The organism is Elusimicrobium minutum Pei191 (assembly GCF_000020145.1).
In the GTDB taxonomy this organism is placed as follows: domain Bacteria; phylum Elusimicrobiota; class Elusimicrobia; order Elusimicrobiales; family Elusimicrobiaceae; genus Elusimicrobium; species Elusimicrobium minutum.
The window spans coordinates 698,801-720,741 of sequence record NC_010644.1; the positions used below are offsets into that span (position 1 = coordinate 698,801).

Annotated in this window: 14 protein-coding genes and 1 pseudogene; 14 read left to right on the forward strand and 1 reads right to left on the reverse strand. The window is 40.8% G+C overall.

Annotated features, from left to right (window positions below):
- The first annotated feature begins 578 nt into the window (after positions 1-578).
- The 11 genes and pseudogenes from EMIN_RS03300 (at position 579) to tsf (ending at position 18,385) form a co-directional block, all read left to right on the forward strand.
- Positions 579-8,171 (forward strand): hypothetical protein, encoded by a 7,593-nt coding sequence (locus EMIN_RS03300; RefSeq protein WP_012414809.1) that lies wholly within the window; start codon positions 579-581, stop codon positions 8,169-8,171.
- A gap of 206 nt (positions 8,172-8,377) precedes the next feature.
- Positions 8,378-9,820 carry an MFS transporter gene (locus EMIN_RS03305; protein WP_012414810.1) on the forward strand — a complete coding sequence of 481 codons (1,443 nt, stop codon included), beginning with the start codon at positions 8,378-8,380 and terminating at the stop codon, positions 9,818-9,820.
- Between the two features lie 395 nt (positions 9,821-10,215).
- Complete coding sequence (locus EMIN_RS03310) at positions 10,216-10,851, forward strand: CpXC domain-containing protein (RefSeq protein WP_012414811.1); 636 nt, start codon at positions 10,216-10,218, stop codon at positions 10,849-10,851.
- Positions 10,848-11,972, forward strand: a complete 1,125-nt coding sequence (locus EMIN_RS03315) for a tRNA nucleotidyltransferase/poly(A) polymerase-related protein (RefSeq protein ID WP_012414812.1) — start codon at positions 10,848-10,850, stop codon at positions 11,970-11,972. The genes EMIN_RS03310 and EMIN_RS03315 overlap by 4 nt, the downstream gene beginning before the upstream one ends.
- The gene (locus EMIN_RS03320; protein ID WP_012414813.1) at positions 11,962-12,546 is read left to right on the forward strand and encodes a hypothetical protein; all 585 of its coding nucleotides are present in this window, start codon (positions 11,962-11,964) and stop codon (positions 12,544-12,546) included. Before EMIN_RS03315 ends, EMIN_RS03320 begins: the two co-directional genes overlap by 11 nt.
- A 173-nt stretch (positions 12,547-12,719) precedes the next feature.
- Positions 12,720-13,823 carry a hypothetical protein gene (locus tag EMIN_RS03325; protein WP_012414814.1) on the forward strand — a complete coding sequence of 368 codons (1,104 nt, stop codon included), beginning with the start codon at positions 12,720-12,722 and terminating at the stop codon, positions 13,821-13,823.
- An 87-nt stretch (positions 13,824-13,910) separates the two neighbouring features.
- Positions 13,911-15,401 (forward strand): hypothetical protein, encoded by a 1,491-nt coding sequence (locus EMIN_RS03330; RefSeq protein WP_012414815.1) that lies wholly within the window; start codon positions 13,911-13,913, stop codon positions 15,399-15,401.
- An 8-nt stretch (positions 15,402-15,409) separates the two neighbouring features.
- Positions 15,410-15,658, forward strand: coding sequence for a hypothetical protein (locus EMIN_RS03335; RefSeq protein ID WP_012414816.1), 249 nt, complete (start codon positions 15,410-15,412; stop codon positions 15,656-15,658).
- A gap of 202 nt (positions 15,659-15,860) precedes the next feature.
- Complete coding sequence (locus EMIN_RS03340; RefSeq protein WP_012414817.1) at positions 15,861-16,361, forward strand: LA_2272 family surface repeat-containing protein; 501 nt, start codon at positions 15,861-15,863, stop codon at positions 16,359-16,361.
- Between the two features lie 187 nt (positions 16,362-16,548).
- Positions 16,549-17,235, forward strand: a pseudogene (gene rpsB, locus EMIN_RS03345) (30S ribosomal protein S2); the annotation flags it as partial.
- Positions 17,236-17,548: 313 nt separating this feature from the next.
- Positions 17,549-18,385 carry a translation elongation factor Ts gene (gene tsf, locus EMIN_RS03350; protein ID WP_012414819.1) on the forward strand — a complete coding sequence of 279 codons (837 nt, stop codon included), beginning with the start codon at positions 17,549-17,551 and terminating at the stop codon, positions 18,383-18,385.
- 83 nt (positions 18,386-18,468) lie between these two features.
- On the opposite strand, the gene EMIN_RS03355 is transcribed toward tsf, so the two are convergent.
- A complete protein-coding gene (locus EMIN_RS03355) occupies positions 18,469-19,128 on the reverse strand; it encodes a hypothetical protein (protein WP_012414820.1) in 660 nt (219 codons plus the stop codon).
- Positions 19,129-19,254: 126 nt separating this feature from the next.
- Between EMIN_RS03355 and EMIN_RS09430 the strand changes: the two genes are divergently transcribed.
- The 3 genes from EMIN_RS09430 (at position 19,255) to EMIN_RS08195 (ending at position 21,920) form a co-directional block, all read left to right on the forward strand.
- Positions 19,255-19,752: a type IV pilin protein gene (locus EMIN_RS09430; RefSeq protein WP_012414821.1), complete on the forward strand. Its 498-nt coding sequence runs from the start codon at positions 19,255-19,257 to the stop codon at positions 19,750-19,752.
- A gap of 195 nt (positions 19,753-19,947) precedes the next feature.
- Positions 19,948-20,763 (forward strand): NAD(+) synthase, encoded by an 816-nt coding sequence (gene nadE / locus EMIN_RS03365; RefSeq protein ID WP_012414822.1) that lies wholly within the window; start codon positions 19,948-19,950, stop codon positions 20,761-20,763.
- 74 nt (positions 20,764-20,837) lie between these two features.
- Positions 20,838-21,920, forward strand: coding sequence for a S8 family peptidase (locus tag EMIN_RS08195; protein WP_012414823.1), 1,083 nt, complete (start codon positions 20,838-20,840; stop codon positions 21,918-21,920).
- Positions 21,921-21,941 lie beyond the last annotated feature (21 nt).

The window sequence follows — 21,941 nt, forward strand, 5'->3', positions numbered from 1 at the left end:
CGCTCAGGCGGGGCTTTTTTATATAAGCATTATTAACATAATAATGCTTATTTTTATGTTTGCCCGGTTTAAAATAATTGCCTGCTTTTCTTGCTAAATTTAAAACAAAACTAACATAAAAGTGTGATTGCATATAGGCCTTTTTTTTAGGACTTTTTTAGTTTAGCTTTTAAAAACAATGTTAGTTTTGTTAAACTCTCAGACGTGAAAAACATGCTTTTTTACCCGCTTGACTTTTTTGGCCTATGTAGTATCATAAAAGAAACAGCATTGTTTATTAAGCGGAGATAGTTTGGACATGTCTATTACAACAGTTATTTTTACAGATGTTTCTAACTTTTAAAAAACACCTAAATCTGGTTTTATCTTCGTATAAATTCTTTTTATAATCCGGAAGGCAAAATGTCTTCAGGGTTTTTTTTGCAGTTAAATTTTATGTTAGTATGGGGACCAAAAGGCCTATAGTTAAAATGGGTCTTAAGACTCTTGTTAATAAGCGATAAATATCGAATACTAAAAATAACACTATTTATTTATAAAAAACATATTAATAATTTAAAAAAGATTAGAGAAACATTATGAAGAAACTTATTAGTTCAATTTTAATTTTTACACTTTTTATTACGACTTTGCCTTTGGACGCTTTAGCTCAAGCTAAAAACGAGGCAAAGGCGCTTAAAGATTCTATTTCTTATCCTAAAACTACAAAATCAACAGTTATCAATCCAATAATAAATTCCAAGAACATAAAGAACTCCGGCTACATGATAAAGAGCGAAAAAGGATTAATAGGTCGAGAGATAAGTGAGGAGTTGGGGAAGGTATGGGGGAAGAGTTTTGCTGTGGAGAGTGTGAGGGTTGAGAGGGTATATGAAGAAGAGCGTGTAAAGATAGCGATTGAGAGCGGGAGTCGTGAGAGGAGGGTATATGAGGTAATGGGAGAGGATTATTATAAAGCGTTGGAGTATTTTGCCGAGCAGGGGGGTGTTAGGTTGGGATATGGGAACGATGTAGAAGGAGAGAGTGTAGAGGAGGGAGGTTTATTAAACAGTGCGGACAGGGTATACAGTGCGTATAAGAGGACGTTGCAGAACAGTGATTCGAGGAAGGTAGGGAAGGGAGTGATAGAGTTAAGGTATGATTTGATAAGAAAGGATAGCAGGAAGAAGTTGGAGATGGATATAGATGAAGCTACTGGAGCGATGTTAAAGGTATTGGTGGACATATTGTTGTATTCGAAGAGGGGAATACAGGAAAGGTACGCGCCGTTGGTGACGGAGGTATTGGTAGGGATGAGGCGATTAGATTTAGGGGGAAAGACAGCGGGCAGTATGAGGGCATATTATAAAGAGGTATTGGATGTAAAGAAGAGTAAGGGAGTTTGTGAGAGCAGGATTACGGACGGGTATGTGAGGGGTTTGGGGGAGGCGCAGAAGAGTTGTATAGATATAACGAGTGCGATGACGGGGCTTGGGTTGATAGGAGGAGGGGAGGAGGAGATATACAAATTTGGGAAGGAGTATTGGAGTGAGGGGCGGGTATCGTCTGTAATAATGAGCAGGGCGGCGCACGGGTTGATATTAAGCGGAGAAAAGGGGATTGTATTGTTAGGAGAATTGATAAGGGAAACGGTAAGGAGCGGGTATCCTAGGAACGCGGTGAAGTGGGCGTGGGACAAATTTGGGGCTGTATTTACGCCGTCGGAGTATGTTGACGGGTATTATAATCATGTGAGTAAAAAGGCGTTGTATTTGAATGAAGTGACGAGGCGGTTTGAGTATATAGATGAGGAGAAGGCAAGGGAGTGGGGTTTTAGTGTTAGAGATATAAAGATGTGTCAGGAGGTAGAGGTAAAGAGGGGAAGTGATGCGTGTTTAATGATGCCAATGAGGAATGTATTTACGGATATAGGGGAGGATTTGGCGTATTTAGGGGGAGCTGGAGGAAAGCGTGAGATAAGGAAATTATTAAGAGAAGAGCGGAATTTGCATTGGCCGTTTATAGTTGGAGTATTGGGTAGTGGGGCGTATGAAGGGGATGGAGGGGCTAACGAGATAAGGAAGGTGATAGCGGGTACGACGTATATGGATGTGACGTCTGGAACGGACAGGAAGATAAAGGAAGCGGTGGGATTGAAGATAGGAGGGTTTAACGCTGACCAGTTAAAGAGGGCGAGGGAGTATTATAATGAGAAGAGATTAGCGTATGTATTAGATATAGTTGTGATGATAGCGTTGATAGGAAACCTGGCGAAGAGTATGAGCACGTTTAGGGTACCTAGGAGCGTAGAGAACTGTTGGAGGAGTTTGAGGGGGGCAGGGAATGCTGGGAAGGAAGTTTCGGTAAGAGGGGTAAGGAGTGTAAAGGTAGCGGAGCAGGCGGCGGCGATGGAGCGTGTAAATGCGGTAAAGAAGGTTAGCGGTGGGGTAAAGGGGGGAGTGATAGAATTTGGTTTAGAGGGTGTGGGAGGAGAGTTAAAGGTAGTGAAGGGTCGGATAGGAGGGAAGTTAAAGATAAGTCCGGTGTTAGAGGGAACGTTGAAGGTAGAGACGAAGGTAAAGGATTTGGGCTTAAGCGTAGGCGGGTCTGGAGGGGGAGGCACGTTTAGCGCGAGGCCTGTTGTGGGGAAAGGAATAATAGAGGGAGGGAAGGGAATAAGTTTGGAGAGTAAAGTTACCGGTGCGTTTAGAGTTATGGAGGGGAATAAAGTAGCGGGTGGAGTGGTGGAGGGTGAAAAGGTTATTGTTGCTGCGAGAGGAACGGGAAGTGGGGTTGGCAGGATTGGCAGAGTGATGGGTAGGGCGAAGAATAGTTTTGTACATGCGAAGAACAAGGCTGTGGTATACAGTATGATGGTAATGTTGCCAATGGGGAGCATGACGGAGGCTGGAAGCGCGGTAAAGAATATAAGTAATGTAGGGAAGCAGATAAGCGTGATGGCGGAAGCAGGGGGGGTAGGAGTAAGGACGATAGAGGGTGGAAAGTTAATAAGGGGAGTAATCGCGGCTGGCGAGGTAAGCAAAGCAATGAGGAGCGCGGAGGTTGTATCGGGAGTAAGTAAGGGATTGGATAGAGCGGGGAGAATAGGTAAGGCGTCGAAGTTGGGAGGGATTGGAGCAAAGCGAGTAGGTGATACGGCAAAGTTATTTGGGATAGGAAGTATAATAGGAAGGCCGGCAGAGGCGGAGGGAGGCAGCGGGCCGTCGTCTGGAACATTGGAGCGGGTATACGCGCAGTTGGTGGGGGTAAGAGCGCCAGTAAGTAAAGAGGTAAGCACGAAGGAGTTTATCAAGCAAGAGTTGATAAACATGAGCGGGATAGGTTTTGTAGCGATGCTTGCGGAAGAGTTAAAGATAGGAAGGGAGATAAGAAGGGAGTATGGGAAAGAAGGGATAACGGCGGAGAGCATGAAGAAGCAGTGGGCTGCTGTGGAGATGACGAGGGCAGAGGCGGTGTTGGATAGAGCGGTGGAAGAAGGGAGAGAGCTGACGGATTTAGAGAACAGCGCGGTAGCCGGGTATATAAGTAATATACATGTAAACAACCAGGGTTATGTAGAAGGCGAAAAAGGGGAATGGAGTTTGTCAAATACGCCGATAGCGAAGGCTGCGGATGATTATATAAAAAATAAATATGGGTATGAATATAAGCAAGACGTTGAGAGCTATAAGAGGGTAAACGGGGAAGGAAAAGAAGAGACGGTAAGCAGGATAATAAACAAAAGAGTAGAAAAAATAACCCCCGCGCAAGAAGCCTTAGAAGGAACAGCGGCGCATCATGTAACCGGGCAGGTATACTCCTCAGCAAGACCTGTGGTGGAAGCGGCTGTCAAAGAAAATGCCTTACGCAAAATAAATGCTGCTTTTAATAACAGTGAGATTCCTGTTGCCTTAGCTAAAAAACTTTCTTTTGCCGTAAACCAGCGTTCCGTTAAAAGTTTTATGTTTTCTGGCCTGCCGTTTTTATCAACAAATATATATGCCAAAATTACGGGCAGTCTAAATTCTGAAGAAAAAAAGGCTGTAACAAATGCTTTAGATAATGCCTATAAAGACGCTACAACAGAATATTTTGCGAAATATGCTGATTTAAAAGAAATTGAGATTATTTCTCCCAGCGCTAAACTTTCAGATATAAAATTCAAAAAGATATTAGCTAAAAAAGCATCTGAAAATTTAGAAGTTCTTAATATTTCTTCATTAAGCAAAAAAGAATTGCTAAAAGAAATTACATTTATAATTTATACTGAAAGAGAATTTTCAACAGCTTCTAAGTATGATAAATATATAATACGCAATATCGCGGCGGAAAATAAAAAAATATCTGAGGAAGCCAATACCCTTGTAGGCGCGGTTTTAAATAATGTAGAAGCGAGGAAAAAAGAACTTAAAAACACCCAAAAGGATTTAACCGATATCAAAAAAGAGAAACAAAATCTCATGGCGGAAGTCAGAATTAATGAGAACCTTTATTTAGAAAGAACAAAAGAAGCCGACGCAAAAGAAAATATTATTAAGGGGATGACTAAAGCAGATCCTGCGGATGAGCAATATTTTGCGAAGGAAAAATACCAAGCGACCTTGCGTGAAGAACTGTTCGTAGCCAAAGACAAGCAACGCGACGCGCAACAAAGAACGGAATATTATCAAAGTTTTATAAAATACCTTTCGGCCAGAGAAAATTACCTTAAAGAGAAAGTAAATTTAATGAAAGGTGGTGATGAGTCAACTGTTGAAAAAATGCAAGCAGCGGCAGAAGAAGTGTATTTTTCGGCGCTTAGTCTTGAACATATTGCGGCGAACATTCTGAAAACTAATAAAAGCATTTTGAAAGAAACAATGAAGCCTACGGAAAACGAAGTGGCGCACGATCTTGACATTTACGCTATACAAAAAAACCGCGCAAATGAAAGATTGGCAAAGGTTAAGATATGGTCTATTTGGACAAAAACGGTAGAAGCGTTAAAGGATAATACCAATGCGGAGTTTAACTTTTTAGAAATATTAACCGGTTATAATAAAGGTATACACAATATTGATAATCTTAAGGTTGCAGCAGAAAGCCTTAAAACCGTAAACGCCGATTCAAGAAAAGTCATTTTACAACAGGGTATTGAAATAGTTAAACCTTATGTTGACGGGCGCTATGCTATAGCTCAGGATGCGAAATGGTTAAAACACCGAATTTCCGGGAAATTAATAAACGCTACAAATTGGGTAATATTCAAAGCTTTCGGCGTGCCTAATTATTTATATAGAAGCCTTCTTAAAACAAATATTAAAAATGTTATCAATAAGCTTAATATTACTTCCGCAAATAAAGAAAAAATCATTTCAGCCTCCAACAATTTTATTGCAGCTGAAAATTATACCCCCAGCATAAAAATGGGTAAAGTTTCTGCCGTGGAGTTTGACATTGCTTACGGTATGGAAAATATTGTACCTGTGGGTTTTGATTTACCGGCGGCTCTTTCAAAAGTAAGGGTTGAAGCGTATAAAGACGCGGAGGAAGAATATAAACAAAACGCGCCGGCAAAGAGCTTTATAGCTCAAAAAATAAGTAAATTAAGAGGCGGCAAACCAAATAAAAAAGATAATTCTGTTTATAGCGGAATCATAAACAAAGCTATTTATAAAAGGGTTAACAGTTTAGATCTTACCCGTGAACAAAAACTTATTGTTCTTAACAGAATTATGTCTGAAACGGAGGGCTTTGCTTTTGAAGCGCCCAAAGTAGATGCAAAAGTTGTTAAAAAACTGTTTGGCGGTTACAAAAAGTTGGCTAAAGGTCCCGAATTGACCAAAACAGGATTTCATATCACGGACAAAATAGGAGATGTTCCTTTTAAAGGCGTTACCTTTTACTTAGATAACAGGTTAAATGTTAAATCAGATCTGTATTGGACATTAACGAAAGATAAATATATTTTGTACAAAAAAGATGCAGGCAGAGAGGATGCGTTAACCGGTTGGTATATGGAGATGTCATCTAAAGATATATCCAGTTTAGCCGTTGCGTCAAAAGATAAGTATGATAACTTTGTTTTTAAACTGGTTAATATAAGTTCGTATAATTTTTGGAAGACGCTTGTCAAAAATAATGATATTACAAGTGATAAAACGCCAAAATACCCTGTATTTATAAGGACCAAAAATAATGATGTCGCTACAAATTTTGTTGTGGAAGATGACGGTTTTAAAATGGAAGAGGGCGATAGCGTTATTTTTGACGGCAGTTCTGTGATTTTAAAGAAACAAAGAGGAACTGAATCTTTGTTAGATTCAGCTCAGTTAAGGCTGCCTAAAAATAAATTTAACGAGTTTTTAAACCTTGTCAAATCCATTAATGGTGATGCGGAATTGTTAAAATTAGACGTTACTGTTCGCTTAAACAGGGATAAACTTAACGGATTATATTGGGGTTCAATGACAAGTTTCAGTTCAGTTGTCAGGAATCTTTTGGGTGTTCTCAAAAGCGTTATGGGGCTTACTCAGTTAGGGACACAGGCTTTTGCTGTAATGGCGTATGTTCCTAATATTTTTGGCAATTATTTTAAAAAAATGTCTGAGGCATTGGGCAACGATAAGGTATTAAAAGCCGGGTTGTGGATAACAACTTTCACGTTGTTAGCATTATTGGGAGTCAGCTTCACAAATCTTTTAACTGAAAAATATAAGGATATTGGTATGGGGTTAGTGTTGGTAGGCTCGCTTTTCCTGGGTTTAGGTTCAGCGTTGCAGCAGCATACCACTAAAGATTTGCTTGCCAAGCATTCTCTTACAAATGAACACAACTCTTCCAACAATGCACAGTGGCAATTATACAAACAGTATGGAAGTATGTTGGTTACTTTAACATTCCCTATCATAAAAATGGTTTTCTCTATGGTTTTTAATAAGGATATTACAAAGGACCCCGGCGTTACTTCTTTAAACGTAATATACGGCGTTACGCTTGTGGCCGCAATTATAGCTCTTTTCAAAGTTTACCATGCCGGCTATAAAGACGGTATTAAAAAAACTGAACAAACCGTTTTGGGTTATGTATACAACAGTATTAAACAGTCTCTTTCAGTGGATAATATTAAACGCGTAACTAATAATTTTATTTTAAAATTGAAAAGAAAACAGACCCCCGATAAAAAACTTTTGGACAAAAACGGCAATAATACTGTCAGCATTAAGGAATTAAAAGGGGAATTAAAACGTCTTAATCTTTTAAATACGCTGAAAAGAAATGTTTGGTCAACTACTCTGTCGATTGCGGGGCAGCAGTCTATGGACGCTATATTTTTACTTCTTGTAACGTCAAAATACGTGGCACATGGCGATAGCTTCGGCCTGGTTATCACATTTTTTGCCACAATGGTTCCCGCTATTATAGCAAGGAAAGTCGCCTCACACTTAGTGAAAAAGAAGATTGTAAGTGATGACGAAGTTTTGGCTGTATCAGGCCCGCTTGGTCTTATAGGTATATTAGGTTTTATTCTCACTTATAATGATTTTCTTCTAGGGGGCGTACATCCTTTAATTGGTGCGGCGTTTGTCTCTTTGGCGACGTTAGGTCTTGCAAACTATCAATCCCAAGCTATCGGTGTTCTTGAAAAAACCATTTATACAGCTGTTGATGAAGAGATCAGCGCAGTTAAATCCGGCGAGGAAATTGAAGGCGATATGGTCCAATATTATAAGGATGCGCCAAATGCCAAAAAACTTTACAGCCCTTATATTTCCGCCCTTTTTAATAAACAAATGTTTTGGGTTGGTATAGGCAGCTTTTTGGTTGCAGGATTCGGTACGCTTATGTTTTTGACGCATATGTATGGCATGGGATTTGAAAGTGAATTTGAATTAAATGCCCAAATAAAGGCTGTTATAAACGCCAAAACTCAGTTGATCTCAGCCTGGGGTTCATTCCTTTTGGTTCTTATTCCTATTTTTATGCAGTATAAATATTTATTGAGCGTTATTTCAAATATAAAAGCTTCAAGAGGTTACCAGGGCCCGTTAAGCCAGGAGTTTGAGGTAAGCAGACGTGAAATAAACGCCGTACGCAGGACTAATTTAGATACTCGTAATCCTAAAGACTGGGTTGAAGGGAATATTATAAAGCAAAATAAAAACGATGCTGATAATATAGAAGGTTTTGAGCATATGTATTCCAACCCTTAAAATCAAGCGCCACTTCTTTTATGTGCCGCAATGAAATATTTTTATTTAAATGGCGCGTTAAGCTTGGTTAAGTTGTTGGCTTTTTAAATGAAATATCTTCTAAATATATTTAAGGATATTTATGTTATAATTTGGTATTAATGGATTTTGCAGTGCGTCGTAGTTGCAGTAAATACTTTTTACAAACAAAAACAGGAGGTTCTTTTGTGTTAGATAAAATCAAAAACATCTTTAAACCTATGCCAGACGCTGTTGAAATGGTTAAAGATGAAAATGAAATAAAAAAGCAATACAGAAGCATGCGTATTAAAATGTTTTTTTCTATGTATTTAGGTTATGTAATGTACTATTTTACAAGAAAAAACCTTTCACCGGTAGCTCATATTTTTAGAGAAGAATCCGGTATAACAATTGCCCAATACGGTTGGATAGGCACAATCTCATACTTTACTTACGGTGTAGGTAAATTTTTAAGCGGTATGCTTGCGGATAAATGTAACTTACGCGCTTTTATGGCAACAGGTTTGTTTGTATCTTCAATAGTAAATCTTTTTTTCGGATATCTTCATAGTTTTTATCTCTTGGCGTTTTTTTGGGGGCTTAGTAATGCCTTCCAGTCAATGGGTTTTCCTCCCGTAGCAAGGGGTTTGGTAACCTGGTTTTCAGCTAAAGAAAGGGCTACAAAATGGACGCTTTGGTCATCTTCCCATACGGTCGGTACAACAGCTGTTGCCTGGCTTGCGGGCGGCCTTTTATTTTTAGTGGGCGCTAAGTTTACTCTTCCCGTTTTAGGAATACAGATAGATATGTCGCACTTTATCAGCTGGCGTTCTGTCTTTTATGTTCCCGGTATACTTGGTCTTTTAACTTCTATTTATTTGTTTAAGACATTAGTTGATAAACCTACATCTATAGGCTTACCTTCGATTGAGGACTTTACCGGAGTTAAAGCTCCCACAACAGCCCAAAAAGAAGAAATGTCTTATTGGGAAATTCTTAAAAAATACGTTCTTACAAACCCCTATTTATGGGCTTTGGCAATAGCTTATGTGTTTATATATTATATACGCTTTGTTACGTTGGACTGGGCCACAATATTTTTAGGCGAAGTTAAAGGTATGGACAAAAAGGCGTTGCCTTTCTTATATTCAATCATGCCTTTGATAGGCACCTTGGGCGGCATTGCATCAGGCTGGATGGCGGACAGGTTTTTTAACGGACGCTGCGCCCCGGTAAACATTATTTTCTTGTTTATTTTAATATTTGTAGTTTATGCGTTCTACCTCTATTCCGGCCCTAATCATTTAATGCTTACGGCTGTACTTTTGGGTGCGGTGGGCTTTTTTGTCGACGGTCCCCAAAATCTTGCCGGCGGGGTTCAGGTTTCCCGTATTACGGTAAAGGAATCAGTCGGCGCGGCTTGCGGATTTAGCGGTATGTTCGGTTATTTCGGCGCTATGATTTCGGGCAGAGGCGCGGCTTTTATTATCTCACATTACGGCTGGAGCGCGCTTTATATGTCTTGCGCGGTAGCGGCTTTTGCGGCTATGATATTCGTGGCTATCCCGTGGAATAAAGAAAAAGGCGACGACCATAATAATAAAAAAAATGAAACGGCCCAATGCGAGGCTGAAAAGAAAGCTGTTTAATAAAACTGTTTTGAAAAACACCCCCGTTTGTTATACGGGGGTGTTTTTTTTGCTATACCCAGGAAAATATTTTGTGTAAACCCGAGGAAGAATAAAAGCCCGTTTTGGGATATATAATCCATGCCTTGTTGTGAGGAATCAACTCTTGTTTGTTGCCGCTGCCCAAACGCAAAGTAAAATTCTGAAACAAAATAAAACCCGGGCTTTATCCCGGGAATATTTAAATAAATTGCATGCGTTAAAACACAAAAATATTTGGTTCTTTTATTATAATCGCAATTTTTTTTACAGGTTTTTGCTTTACAAAAATTGCCGCTTCTTATCTTTATTATAATATATAATATTAATTTTACACTGCTTTTACGCTATACGGCGTATATAATTTTGGAGAAAACATGAAATCAATTAAAGGTTTGGCTGAAATAAAATGCCCCAACGGGTGTGAGGAATTTGAAAGCGAATTTTGGTCTTTAGTGGCGGCGGATTCCGCGCCGGAACTTAAAGACGCCGTTCTAGGAGGGGAGCTTAACCTTGTCTGCTGCCCAAAGTGCAACCATTACTTTTATTATGAGAATAATTTAATATACTTAGACCCGGCCTTAAACCTGCTTGTTTTTGTTTTTAGCGAAAAAGAAAAAAACAACCAGTCTTCTTTAAAAGAAAAAATGCATCACGATTTTGAAATTTTAAAGAAAAGCCTTTCCAAAGAAATGAATATTAACGGGGAACCTGTTTACGTTTTCGGCCTGGCCGCTTTAAAGGAACTGCTTGAAAAAGATTCTGTTCTTGCGGCCGAATCCGAGGTTGTAGCTGCTTCAAGCGCAGTTGCGGGGTATAAAATAATAACATTGCGTCCGGACTACGCGCGCGCTAATAATTATCCTATGTATGTGCCGACAAAAAATTCAAAAGAGGCTGCTGATTTATACTCGGCTGCGGAAGATGTTCTTGCCAAAGGACTAAATTCAAAACTTCTTAAAAAATTTGCCGAAGATATTAAAAAAGGAAAAACGGAACCCTTGTTTTTATGATAGAAAAAAAATACGTCAAGTTTTTTAAAGAACTGGGTGAAGAAGCTGACAGGCATAAAATCAAAGTGTGGCTTGTGGGCGGTGCCGTACGTGATTTTTATTTGGGCCGAAAAACTCAAGATGTTGATATTACGGTTGAAGGGGACAGTAAAGTTTTAATAGATTTTCTTATTAAATTTCACGGTGCCGAGGCGCAGGAGTTTGATGATTTCGGCACCGCAAGAGTTAAACTTAAAAACGGTTTAAAACTGGATTTTGTGCGCGCCAGAAAAGAAGTTTATCTAAAACCGGCGGCGTTGCCAAAAGTGTCGCCAAGCACAATAGATAAAGACCTTTTCAGACGTGATTTTACCGCAAACGCCTGGGCGCTCAGCATAAACGGCGCGACCTTCGGTGTTTATTATGACCCTTTCAAAGCCAAGCAGTCAATTGATAAAAAACAAATAAAAGTTCTGCACGATAAAAGTTTTATTGACGACCCTACCCGCGCTTACCGCGCGGTAAGATTCGCGGGCCGTTTTAATTGGACTATAGAGAAAAACACAAAATGGCTTTTAAAAAACGCTTCAAAAGCGGCGCTTCCTTCTTTGCTTTCCAGAGAAAGGCTCCGCGCGGAACTTATTAAAATTTTAGAAGAAAAAGAAATAAGAAAAATTTTTAAATTTTTGCAGGAATATGATTTAAACAATTTTATTTTTCCTAAACTGAAATGGCATAATTCCTTAACCAAAACAAAAAATGTTAATGTCCGGCTGGGTATTTTGGCCTGTTCTTTGGGCGCGCAGGGGGGGGATTTTATAGAATCACTTCATTTGCCGCGCGCGTTATCACAGGAACTTTACGGCGCGTGGGAAGTTGTAAACTCTTCCATGGCTCCTTTAAAAGAACTTACGGGCACACAACTTGAAATTATAAAAAAGTTTAATCCTAAATTTTGTAAAGCGGCTTTAACCGCAGTTTTTATAACGGGTGGGAAAATAGCGGAGCAAGGTTTTAACGGTAAAGAAATAACAAGTGTTTTTAACGAATTAAGGCGCGCCCAGTTTAAGGGCGCGGTTAAAAATAAAAATGCCGCCTTAAAATTTATAAAAAATAAAAAACATATTTCAAATGTTATTTAAAATCAAAAAACTTATAGATCCTTACAATGTCGGCCCGTGGAGTGAGGACTTGGGTTTCTTTACAATAACAGTTTTGTTTCTTTTGTCAGCAGCGTTATGTTTTTTGTTTTTGGGCGGAGCGTTTCAAACAGTTTTAGGCATTTTATATTTTTTTAATATAGGTATACATGAAGCGGGGCACCCTATATTTTATATCCTTGGCGGTGGCAATAAATTTTTACATGTGGCCGGCGGAACGCTCATGGAACTTATAGTGCCTTCTTTTATGGGTATCTGTTTGTTAAGGCAGGGTAAAGGCATGCAGGCGGCGGTGTGCCAGATGTGGCTGGGTTATAGTTTTATTTCAATAGGACGTTATGCAAAATCAACAAGTCTGCCTGAGGTTACCCTTTTGGGTGGTAGTGAATCGGATTGGGAATATTTACATACTTTATTTGGCACTTATAATTATGATGTGCAAATAGGCAATATTCTTTATTTCGCGGGTTCTTTGTTTATAGTTTTCGGAGTATATATTTTTGTTAAAAAACTTCTAAAAACTTTAAAAAATCCTATTATTGGAAATGGTTTTTAAATATAAATTTAACCTTGACAACCGGGTAATAATCATTATAATATGAGTAATGCGATAAGCATGTTTGTTTAAGCTCCTTTTTGAGCGTACTTTTATTAGTGCGGGTCATCGGGAGTAAAATTTTTATTATGTGTATTTTATATTATATATAACATCATAACAGGGGGCCTTGTATGGCGCTTATAATTAAAAAAGGGTCTAATTTTAAAAATATGGACAAGAAAAAAGCCTATACTTGGGGGGCTTGTGCTTTGGTTTTTTTGCTTGTTCTTTTTACTTTAATCGGCGCTATGGCCGGTAGTGATGAAGGCAAGCCCGACGATTTTAGCAACCTTTCTTCCCGAAATTTCGACTTAGCGCAGCTTCCGTTTGTAAACGATGAGGCTGAAAAAGAATTGCTTGCGAAATATAATGATATCAGCGGTGTTCCGGACAGCACTCTTTTTACCCCGGAAGAAAAGGAAGCCCGCCAGGAGGCGGACGCTTTATCTGAAGAGGAAGCCCCCGACGCGGAGTATGAGGCCGCTTTAAAGGAGTTATCCGCGCGTAATACCCCTGCGCCCGCACCTGCTTCGTCTGCTTATAGCAGTTACGGTTCCGGCGTAAGCAAACCTGCTACACAAATAGGCACAATGAGTAAAGGTTCAATGGTCAGCGGAGGGGGAGGCGGTTTAAGGGGCACAAGCTGGACGCCCGGTAATGCTTCTGCGTCTAATGCGAAAACGGCTAACACAAAGGTAAGCAAAGAAATGCTTGCCAAGCTCAGCAAAACGGAAAGGGGCCGAAGTTTATTACAGGCTTACGCGGAATCTTCAGCAGGCGCTAAAAAAGACGGTGAGGGCGCCTTATCCGGGGCTATGGCTGCTTTTCAGGGCGGTAAAGCCACAGCGGAACTTGATACGGATTTAGAAACGGCTATGGCGGAGCTTGCGCTTGATGAAACCGCCGGGATTGGGGGCCAAGCTGCCAGTGAAGGGCCTTCAATAGGTGATGTCGCCAAGGCTGTTAAAGATGGGCAGGAAAAGAAAGACAGGCAAATCCCCGAACCTAAACCGAGTTTTTGGGCTGAGCTTGGAAAACAAATGCTAAAAGGTTTGGTTGACGGCGCTACCCAAATTGCTATTGGGCAAGCCAACCAGCAAATATCTATAAAAACATGTGTGAAGGGTTCTAAAGAGTACGGTTTTAACGCGGCGGATTGTTTCGCTAAACCGGGAGGAGGATCGTCCGGAATTTCAAGCGGGGTCGGAGCTTCAAGCGGGGCGGCAGGCTCATAAGCAAGGGTCGTTAAGTAGTATTAATGATTTTGATAAATTTTTTAGCTTATTTATAAAAATGTTTTGCAGGTACTTGGAGGTACCATTATGAAAATAGGAAAAATATTAAATAACTTAGGCATGGTAACAAAGAATGTTGTTACCGCGGCGGGCCTGGGTTTGGTTACCGTGGGCACGGGCGCTGTTGTAGTCAGCATGCTCAGCGGCGGCAACCAGGGCGCCAGCGCTCCAATAACCAGAACCTCTTACTCAGACGTTGCCCAATACGGCAGCGGTGAAGGCGGCAGCGGTTTTGCCCAATACGGCAGCAATATGGACAGCACTTCTAAATCCATGCAGGCGGCCAGACAAAGCGCTTCGGGTTCAGGTTACGGGGCTTTTGCTCCATCTAACACTCCCGCAACAGCATCAGGCGGCTCAGCCCGCGCAAGCGCGGCCCCTTCTGGAGGAGCGGGTGATTCCGGCTCCGGCTTTGGCGGTATGCTTGAAGGAATGGGTATCGGCAGGGATGCGGCCGCTCAAAACGAGTTAAAAGGGCAATTAGCTTCAGCGCAAGCTCAAGCTGACGCCGCCGCGGCAGCGGCAGGCGGCAATAAAATGCAGGCCAAAGGTTTAGATTCTTTGGGTATAAGCGGTTCCAGGCGTTCCGGCGGCGGTTCTTATAATAACCAGTATGCCGGCGGCGCCGGCGGAGCGGTTAAGGACGCGGGCGCGGCTCAAAAATTAGCCGGACAGCAACTTAGCGGCGCAGGCGCCAATGCGGGCGGCAGCGCTTCTAGAGACAGGGCTAACAGAGGCAGAGTGCAAGGTTTTAACCAGGGCGATGTCGGCTCCCAGGGCAGCGCGCTCGAAGCAGCTAAGGGCAGGGAAGTCAGCGGTTCTTTAAGACAGGCCCATAATATACGCAAAACTTTAGCCAGCGCGGACGGCAAGAATGTCAGTGCCACGTTTATTGACGAAACTTTCCAAAACGCGGGTGAAAATAAAGCCGGTATTTCAGTAGCTGGCGCACAGGTAGCTCCCGAAAGCAGCAACCTTACTTTGGGTGATATTGAAAAATCCAATAAACAAACCGCTTTCGAAGCTATGGGCACGCTGCAACTTGAAAATGATTTAAGAAAATCAAGGGAAAACACATTGTATGCAATGGCAAGTTTGTTGTTGGTCGGATTATCAGCTTTAGCAATTGTTATGTCGGCGCTGCCGGCCCCATGGAAATGGATTGTTTACGGCGCGGGTATGGCTTTAGTTGTAGCTGCGTATGCAAAAATATTTATTAAGCATAGCGATGGCGTTAACCCAAGTTCAACAGCTAAAACAATTGCAGCGGCAATGGTTACCGCAGGCGCTGCTGTTTGGACGCTGTCGGCGGTATCGTCAAAATTTGGCGCATTTATGAAAGGCTTGCCAAAAGTGTTTTCGGGATTGCCGGGCATAGTTCAAACTTTGGGTGGTATGGCGGGCGCTACGTTTATTACAACGGCGGTAAGCCAGCTTATAAAAGGCTCAGGAGCTGAAAAGAAAGCTTTAAAAGACGCTAAGCTTTATAATTCAACAGCGGGTAGAAGCGCTAAATAGGGAGAGATATGCCAAAGTTTACTTTTAAAGTATTTGTATCTTTAATTTGCCTGTTTTTTTGGGTAGGGCTTGCCGTGTACGGCGGATACAAGTGGATTTTACACGCAAGAGCGCAGGAAGCCGCGGCGGAAAAAGCCTATGTTGAGGCTCTTAAGAAAGAACAGTCCAAACCGGCAAGACGCGTAACGTCCATAGAAATACCCAACAGAGAAAAAGAGCCTGTAAGCACTTTTGACGCTCTTAAAAAAAGAAATTAAAAACAGTTGTTTAATGCAAATCCTATTTACGGGGCGGTTTTAAAAACCGTCCCGTTTTTTATTGAAATTAAATTTATTTAAGTTATTTGTTTTTTAATCTAAATGGAGGAAAAAACTTTTTACATTTTTTATATAATCAATATAGTTAGAATAAAAATTATTAACATTTATATGTTATATAATCCTTTAGCACGGAGGGTGTATGAAAAAAGTTTTTTTTGCGGTGTTGTTTTGCGCGCTTGTTTTACCCGCTATGGCAGTAACGCCTGTTAAACTGTCTCTTTGGGACGGGATTGCGTTTCCCAATGAAAACATTGTAAGAGGGGTAGAACTGGGCATCGGCGGTAATACTGATGATATTGCGGGCGTTCAATTTAATGTTGTTTGGGCAAAAAACCAAACTATGGCAGGGTGGCAGGCAAGCTGGGTTTTTAATGACGCGGGCAGTTTTTCGGGTCTTCAAACAGCGCCTATAAATAAATCTGTTGATATCAGCGGGGTAAGCATCGGGCTTGTTAATATGTCTTACAATATTACGGGGTTTCAACTTGGGTTTTTTAACATGGCTGACCGCTTTAGCGGACTTCAGCTCGGTTTTATTAACTACGCAAGAGATATAGACCGAGGTATTCAATTAGGGCTTGTTAATTTCGCGGAAAACGGCTTTATGCCGGTAATGCTTTTTATTAACGGGCGTTTTTAATTTAATAAAAAAAACCTCCTCCGAATAACGGGGGAGTTTTTTTATGCTATAATATAACCAAGCTTAATTATATCTGCGCGAAACAGGCAGTAAATTTCAATGCGTAAGAATAGTAAAGCCCAAGTTCTTTGCATTCATAGCGGCCTCCCGGGCGGCTAAATTTCCGCAAAGACTTACGAGGATAATAATGAGTAATGTATCAATGAAGGCCATGCTTGAGGCCGGTGTTCACTTTGGCCACCAAACCAGCCGCTGGAATCCTAAAATGGGCCAATATATTTTTGGCGAAAGAAACGGCGTCCACATATTAGATTTACAAAAAACCGCAAAAGAACTTAAAAAAGCCACGGCATTTATTAAAGAAGAAGCCAAAAAAGGCGCCAGATTTTTATTTGTCGGCACAAAAAAACAGGCTCAGGAAGCTATTAAATCCGAAGCTGAAAGGTGCGGCGCTTACGTTATAAGCGAAAAATGGCTTGGCGGTACACTTACAAACTTCCAAACGGTAAAAAAATCCGTAGAACGCTTAAACGAACTTGAAAAATGGGAAAGAGAAGGCGTTTTTAAAGCTATTTCCAAAAAGGAAGCATCAAGATTAGGCAAAGAAATGGTCCGCCTGCAAACACTTTTAGGCGGTATCAGAGAAATGAAATCTTTACCCGACGTTGTTTTTGTTATCGACCCTGTTGATACGCAAGGTGCGGTTAAAGAAGCGGTAATTTTAAACATTCCCGTAGTAGCTGTTTGCGATACAAATGCCGACCCCGATAATATTGATTACCCTATACCTGGTAACGACGACGCAGCCCGCTCTATAAAACTTTTTTGCGCTGCGGTGGCTGACTCTATAATTGAAGGCCGCACAGAAGCTGAAGGCCCCAAACAACCCGCACAGGAAACCCCTGCCGCTGAAGTTGAAAACACAATTATGGCCCAGGCTCTTGAAGGCGCTTTAACTGAAGAAGTTGCCGTGCCCGCCGAAAAAACGGTTGAAGAAACCGTTAAACCCGAAGGCGCAGTCGTTATAGAAGAAGGCGAAGAAATTGAAGAAGAAGAAAAGCTCCACGGAAGAGAAGAAAAGAAAGCAAAAAAAGAAGCCGTAAAAAAGAAACCCGTGGTGAAAAAAGCGCCCAAAGCTAAGAAAGTCGAAAGCGCAGACTAATAATTAACCCTGTACGGAGAAAAAAATGTCATTAGCAGAAGATATTAAAAATTTAAGAGAGAAAACCGGCGCAGGCCTTATGGACTGCAAAAAAGCTCTTGAAGAATGTAAAGGCGATATTGAAGCCGCCATTACCGTTCTTAGAAAGAAAGGTTTAGCCAGCATGGCTAAAAGAGCCGGAAGAGAAACAAAAGAAGGCCAGGTTGTAGTTAAAAATGACGGTAAACATTACGCCATGACTTTCTTAGGCTGTGAAACTGACTTCGTTGCCCGCACGGACGATTTTAAAAAATTAGCCGCCGCCGTTTGCGACTATGTTTTGGCCAACCCCGGGCTTAACTATGATGAAGATCAAAAAATTAAAGATATGATTTCGGAAGTAGCCCCCAAATTGGGTGAAAATGTTTCACTTAAAGGCGCTTATAATTGGGAAGTTTCCGGCAAATGCGGCGTTATTGAAACTTATGTCCATTCCGATAATAAAAAAGCCGCTATGCTTGAACTCGCCTGCGTTAATGGTGACGGAAGCTGCTGCAACTCCGATAAAGTTAAAGAAATTGCCCGCGGCCTTGCCATGCATTCCGTTGGAATGCAGAGCATGTGGTTAGACGAAGCGGATATTCCCGCGGACGTTATAGCCAAAGAGCAGGAAATTTACAAAGAACTCGCTTTGAAAGAAGGTAAAGACGAAGCTTCTATTGAAAAAATGATGCCCGGCAAAGTTAAAAAATTTGCCAAAGATAACTGCTTACTTGAACAAGGCACAATTAAAGACAACAAAGTCAGCGTAAGACAGCATCTTGCGGATTGCTCAAAAGAACTTGGTTTTGAACTTAAAGTAGTAAGATTTGTAAGGTTCTAAACTGTTTTATAAAAAGCCCCCGCCATACGGCGGGGGCTTTTTTATTGTAATGTTAAAATAGCATTTGCAAATAGATTGAGGTCTTATTCGGAATATCTTCTAAGCATATTTTTTTCGTTGTTTAAAATATGTTCTAAAATAAAAAGCCTGCGTTCCTGCTCGGGGGTTTTTGCGTCGGCTTGCATGTTTTCATACATAGCTTGTAAAATATTTACGCTTTGTGTGTAGGCGTTATTTTCGCTTGTAAAGTGGTCGGCGTTGTTAAACGGGTGCTCAAAGTGGTAATAAAGATGCCCGTAAACTTCATGCACAAGCGCTGCTAAAGTTTTTGAAAAAAGGCAATGCGGCGTGTCGTCAAAATAATATTTGCAGTTTTCTCTTATACTGTCCGTCATTATATATGCCATAGGAGTTTGCGTTTGCCCGTTGGTTACTACGCCGGCGGCAGCGTCCCAGGTCATGCTGAGACGGTGGGCTGTTTTTTCAAAATGGTCGTCGTCACAGTCGTCAAAAAGCGCTACTAATATGCTAAAAGGATTTGTTTGGGGGTATTTATTTTGCTCTATATCTAAAAAATAGGGGTACTTTTTTGGCACATAGGTTTTTATTGCTTCAACAACTTCTGTTAAAACGGGTTCAAATTCTTTATCTTTAATATCAATTGAAATAAGTTTGCCTTCCTGTGAAAAAGAAAACATGCTTATAAAAAGAGTAAAAATCGTAATTAAAATTTTTTGTTTCATATATAAATATTATATATAATATCTGTGAATATTATGAAATGGTTGTATGCCCGGAACAAAACTCCTAACATACTAAGAAGTTTATAATTTTTTTATTTTTGCATGATATTTTACTGTGGGATTTTTATGAAAAAAGGATTTACATTAATAGAATTGCTTGTGGTTGTGCTAATTATCGGAATACTTGCCGCTATAGCCTTGCCGCAGTATACAAAAGCGGTTGAACGCGCGCGCGCTTCGGAGGCTATGATTCTTTTGCGCGCTGTTAACGACGCTGATGAAAGATATTTTCTTGCCACGGGCTCAAGGGCTCTTTCCTTGGAAGATTTGGATATTGAAATACCTTATACAAACAAAGGCGGCAGCCCGCAAAGGTGGACAGGAAAAAACTTTAATATAACAGTTTACAGCTATGCTATATATTTTGAAAGAACAACCGGCGATTATTCTATATTGAAATACCGCTTATCTTGCGATCCGGGAATGGCTTTCGGTCTCGGTTGTGATAAAATATTTTGCCGCGGATATACTGACAAAGGAAATGAAATCTGTAAAGGCGCTACGGGCAATTCTAACGGGCAGATCAGCGGCGACGGTAATAAAACATTTTTCGCTTTTAAATAGCAAAAATAGCGTTGCTTAATACTAAAGGCGCTATAATTAAGGCAAGGTTTGGGCCTTGGTTTGCAAGATTAATATTTTATATAATAAAGTTAATAAAAAGGGGCAGCTTTTTAGCGGCGCCTTTTTGTTTTGCCAAAAAAGGTTTTTATACAATAAAATTTGGTTTTTAATAAATTATTATTAAGAGGAAAAAATATGTCAAAATTAACTCCTGCGAAGGTTTATAAAGAAATTACGGCGGGTTTAAAAAAATTCACCAAAGAAAATAATATAAAAAAATGCGTTATAGGAATAAGCGGCGGCATAGACTGCGCTGTTGTTTCGGCGCTGGCTGTTGATGTTTTCGGCCCTTCTAATGTTTATGGTGTGGCTATTCCTACAAAATTTTCTTCTAAAGAAAGTTTAACGCTTGCAAAAAAGCTTGCCAAAAATTTAAAAATAAATTTTCAAATTATAAATATTGACGGGACCTTTGAAGCTATTGTGAAAGAGATGGGGGGAATAAAAAAATTAAAACCCTTAACCGTGCAAAATATTCAACCCAGACTGCGTTCCAATGTTCTTATGGCGGTTTCTTCCGAGGTAGGCGGCGTTGTTTTAGCCACGGGAAATAAAACTGAAGTCGCCACAGGCTACTATACTTTATATGGCGATTCCTGCGGGGCAATAGCTCCTTTAGCCTGCCTTTATAAAGAAATGGTTTATAAGCTTGCCGCTTATATTAACCGAAATAAAGAGCTTATACCCCAAGGCACAATTACACGCCCGCCAACAGCCGAGCTTGCGCATAACCAAAAAGACGAGGACGACCTTTTGCCTTACTCTGTTTTAGATAAAATATTGCATATGTATCTTGATTTAAAATTAGAACCTTCGACTATCGCTAAAAAACTAAATATAACCGTTGCAGAAGTTGAAAAAATAGAAAACAGATACAGAAAAAATATGTTTAAAAAAGCGCAGGCCGCGCCGCCTTTGCTTCTTTCAAAATGCTGTCATGTTGATTTATAATTTAAAGCCCGCCTTTACGGCGGGTTTTTTTGCCTGGCTTTATAAACAAGCTGTTAATTTGATAAAGTGTTGATATGAAAAAATTTTTATTTTTAATTTCTTTATTCGCGCTGCCTAATATACTATTTGCTTTAGATGAGGAATATGCAAGCTTGGGCAATAATCCTCCCGTGCCGGCCAGGGCGGTTGCTAACCCGCAGGCGGGCGGGCCCCATAAAAGAGGCTCGCTGGGGCCGACTTCAACTGTTAATAAAAGAAACCCTTTTGATTTAAACAGCGATATTTTGGAAAACTATAAAAATTGGGGAAAAACCCGCATGAATTTGGAAGCCGCCCATAAATTGGGTATAACCGGTGCGGGCGTTACCGTTATGGTTATAGATAGCGGCGTATCTCCTCACAAGGAATTTAAAACCGGGGCCATAAGCACTTTGGATTTTACCTCAAGCGGTCCTTATGATACTTTTGGACATTCAACAGGGGTTATAGGCATAATAATAGCCAAAGGCGAAGATATGCTCGGCGTAGCGCCTGACGCTAAAATTTACTCGGCCAAAGCAAACCCGGGGCAGGGGTTGATATCTTCCGGACCTGTCGTAAATGCTATTAACTGGGCTGTTGAGCATAATAAAACATCGCAAGATAAAATAAGCGTTATAAATTTAAGTTACGGCGTAAGCGGCTGGCAGCAAGACCTTGCCGACGCCATAAAAAACGCTTACAAAGCCGGCATAATTATCGTTGCGCCAAGCGGCAATGAAGGTTTTCATAAAGTTCTTTTTCCGGCTAGTATGGATGAGGTTATAGCCGTTTCCGGCATAACCGCGCATGACGGCGCTTACGGCAAAAGTTCTTACGGCGCGCAGGTTGATTTTACCGCGCCGGCTTCCGCCGTTTACACAACAGGTTTAAACAATTCTTATATTTGGGCGGACGGAACCTCTGTCGCCGCGCCTTATGTGGCGGGTATGGCCGCTTTGGCTATCGAAGGATACAGGCTTGCTAACGAAGGTAAGGATCCTTCGCCCGCGCAGGTAAAGGAAATTTTAGCCGCGGCCTCGTCGCTTGCCAGCGGGCCGCATAAACTTAAACAAGGTTACGGTGTTATAGATGCGGGTAAAGTGGCTGCGAGGTTTGTTCCCGCAGGTAAAAAATAATTGTTTTTATATGCTATATTA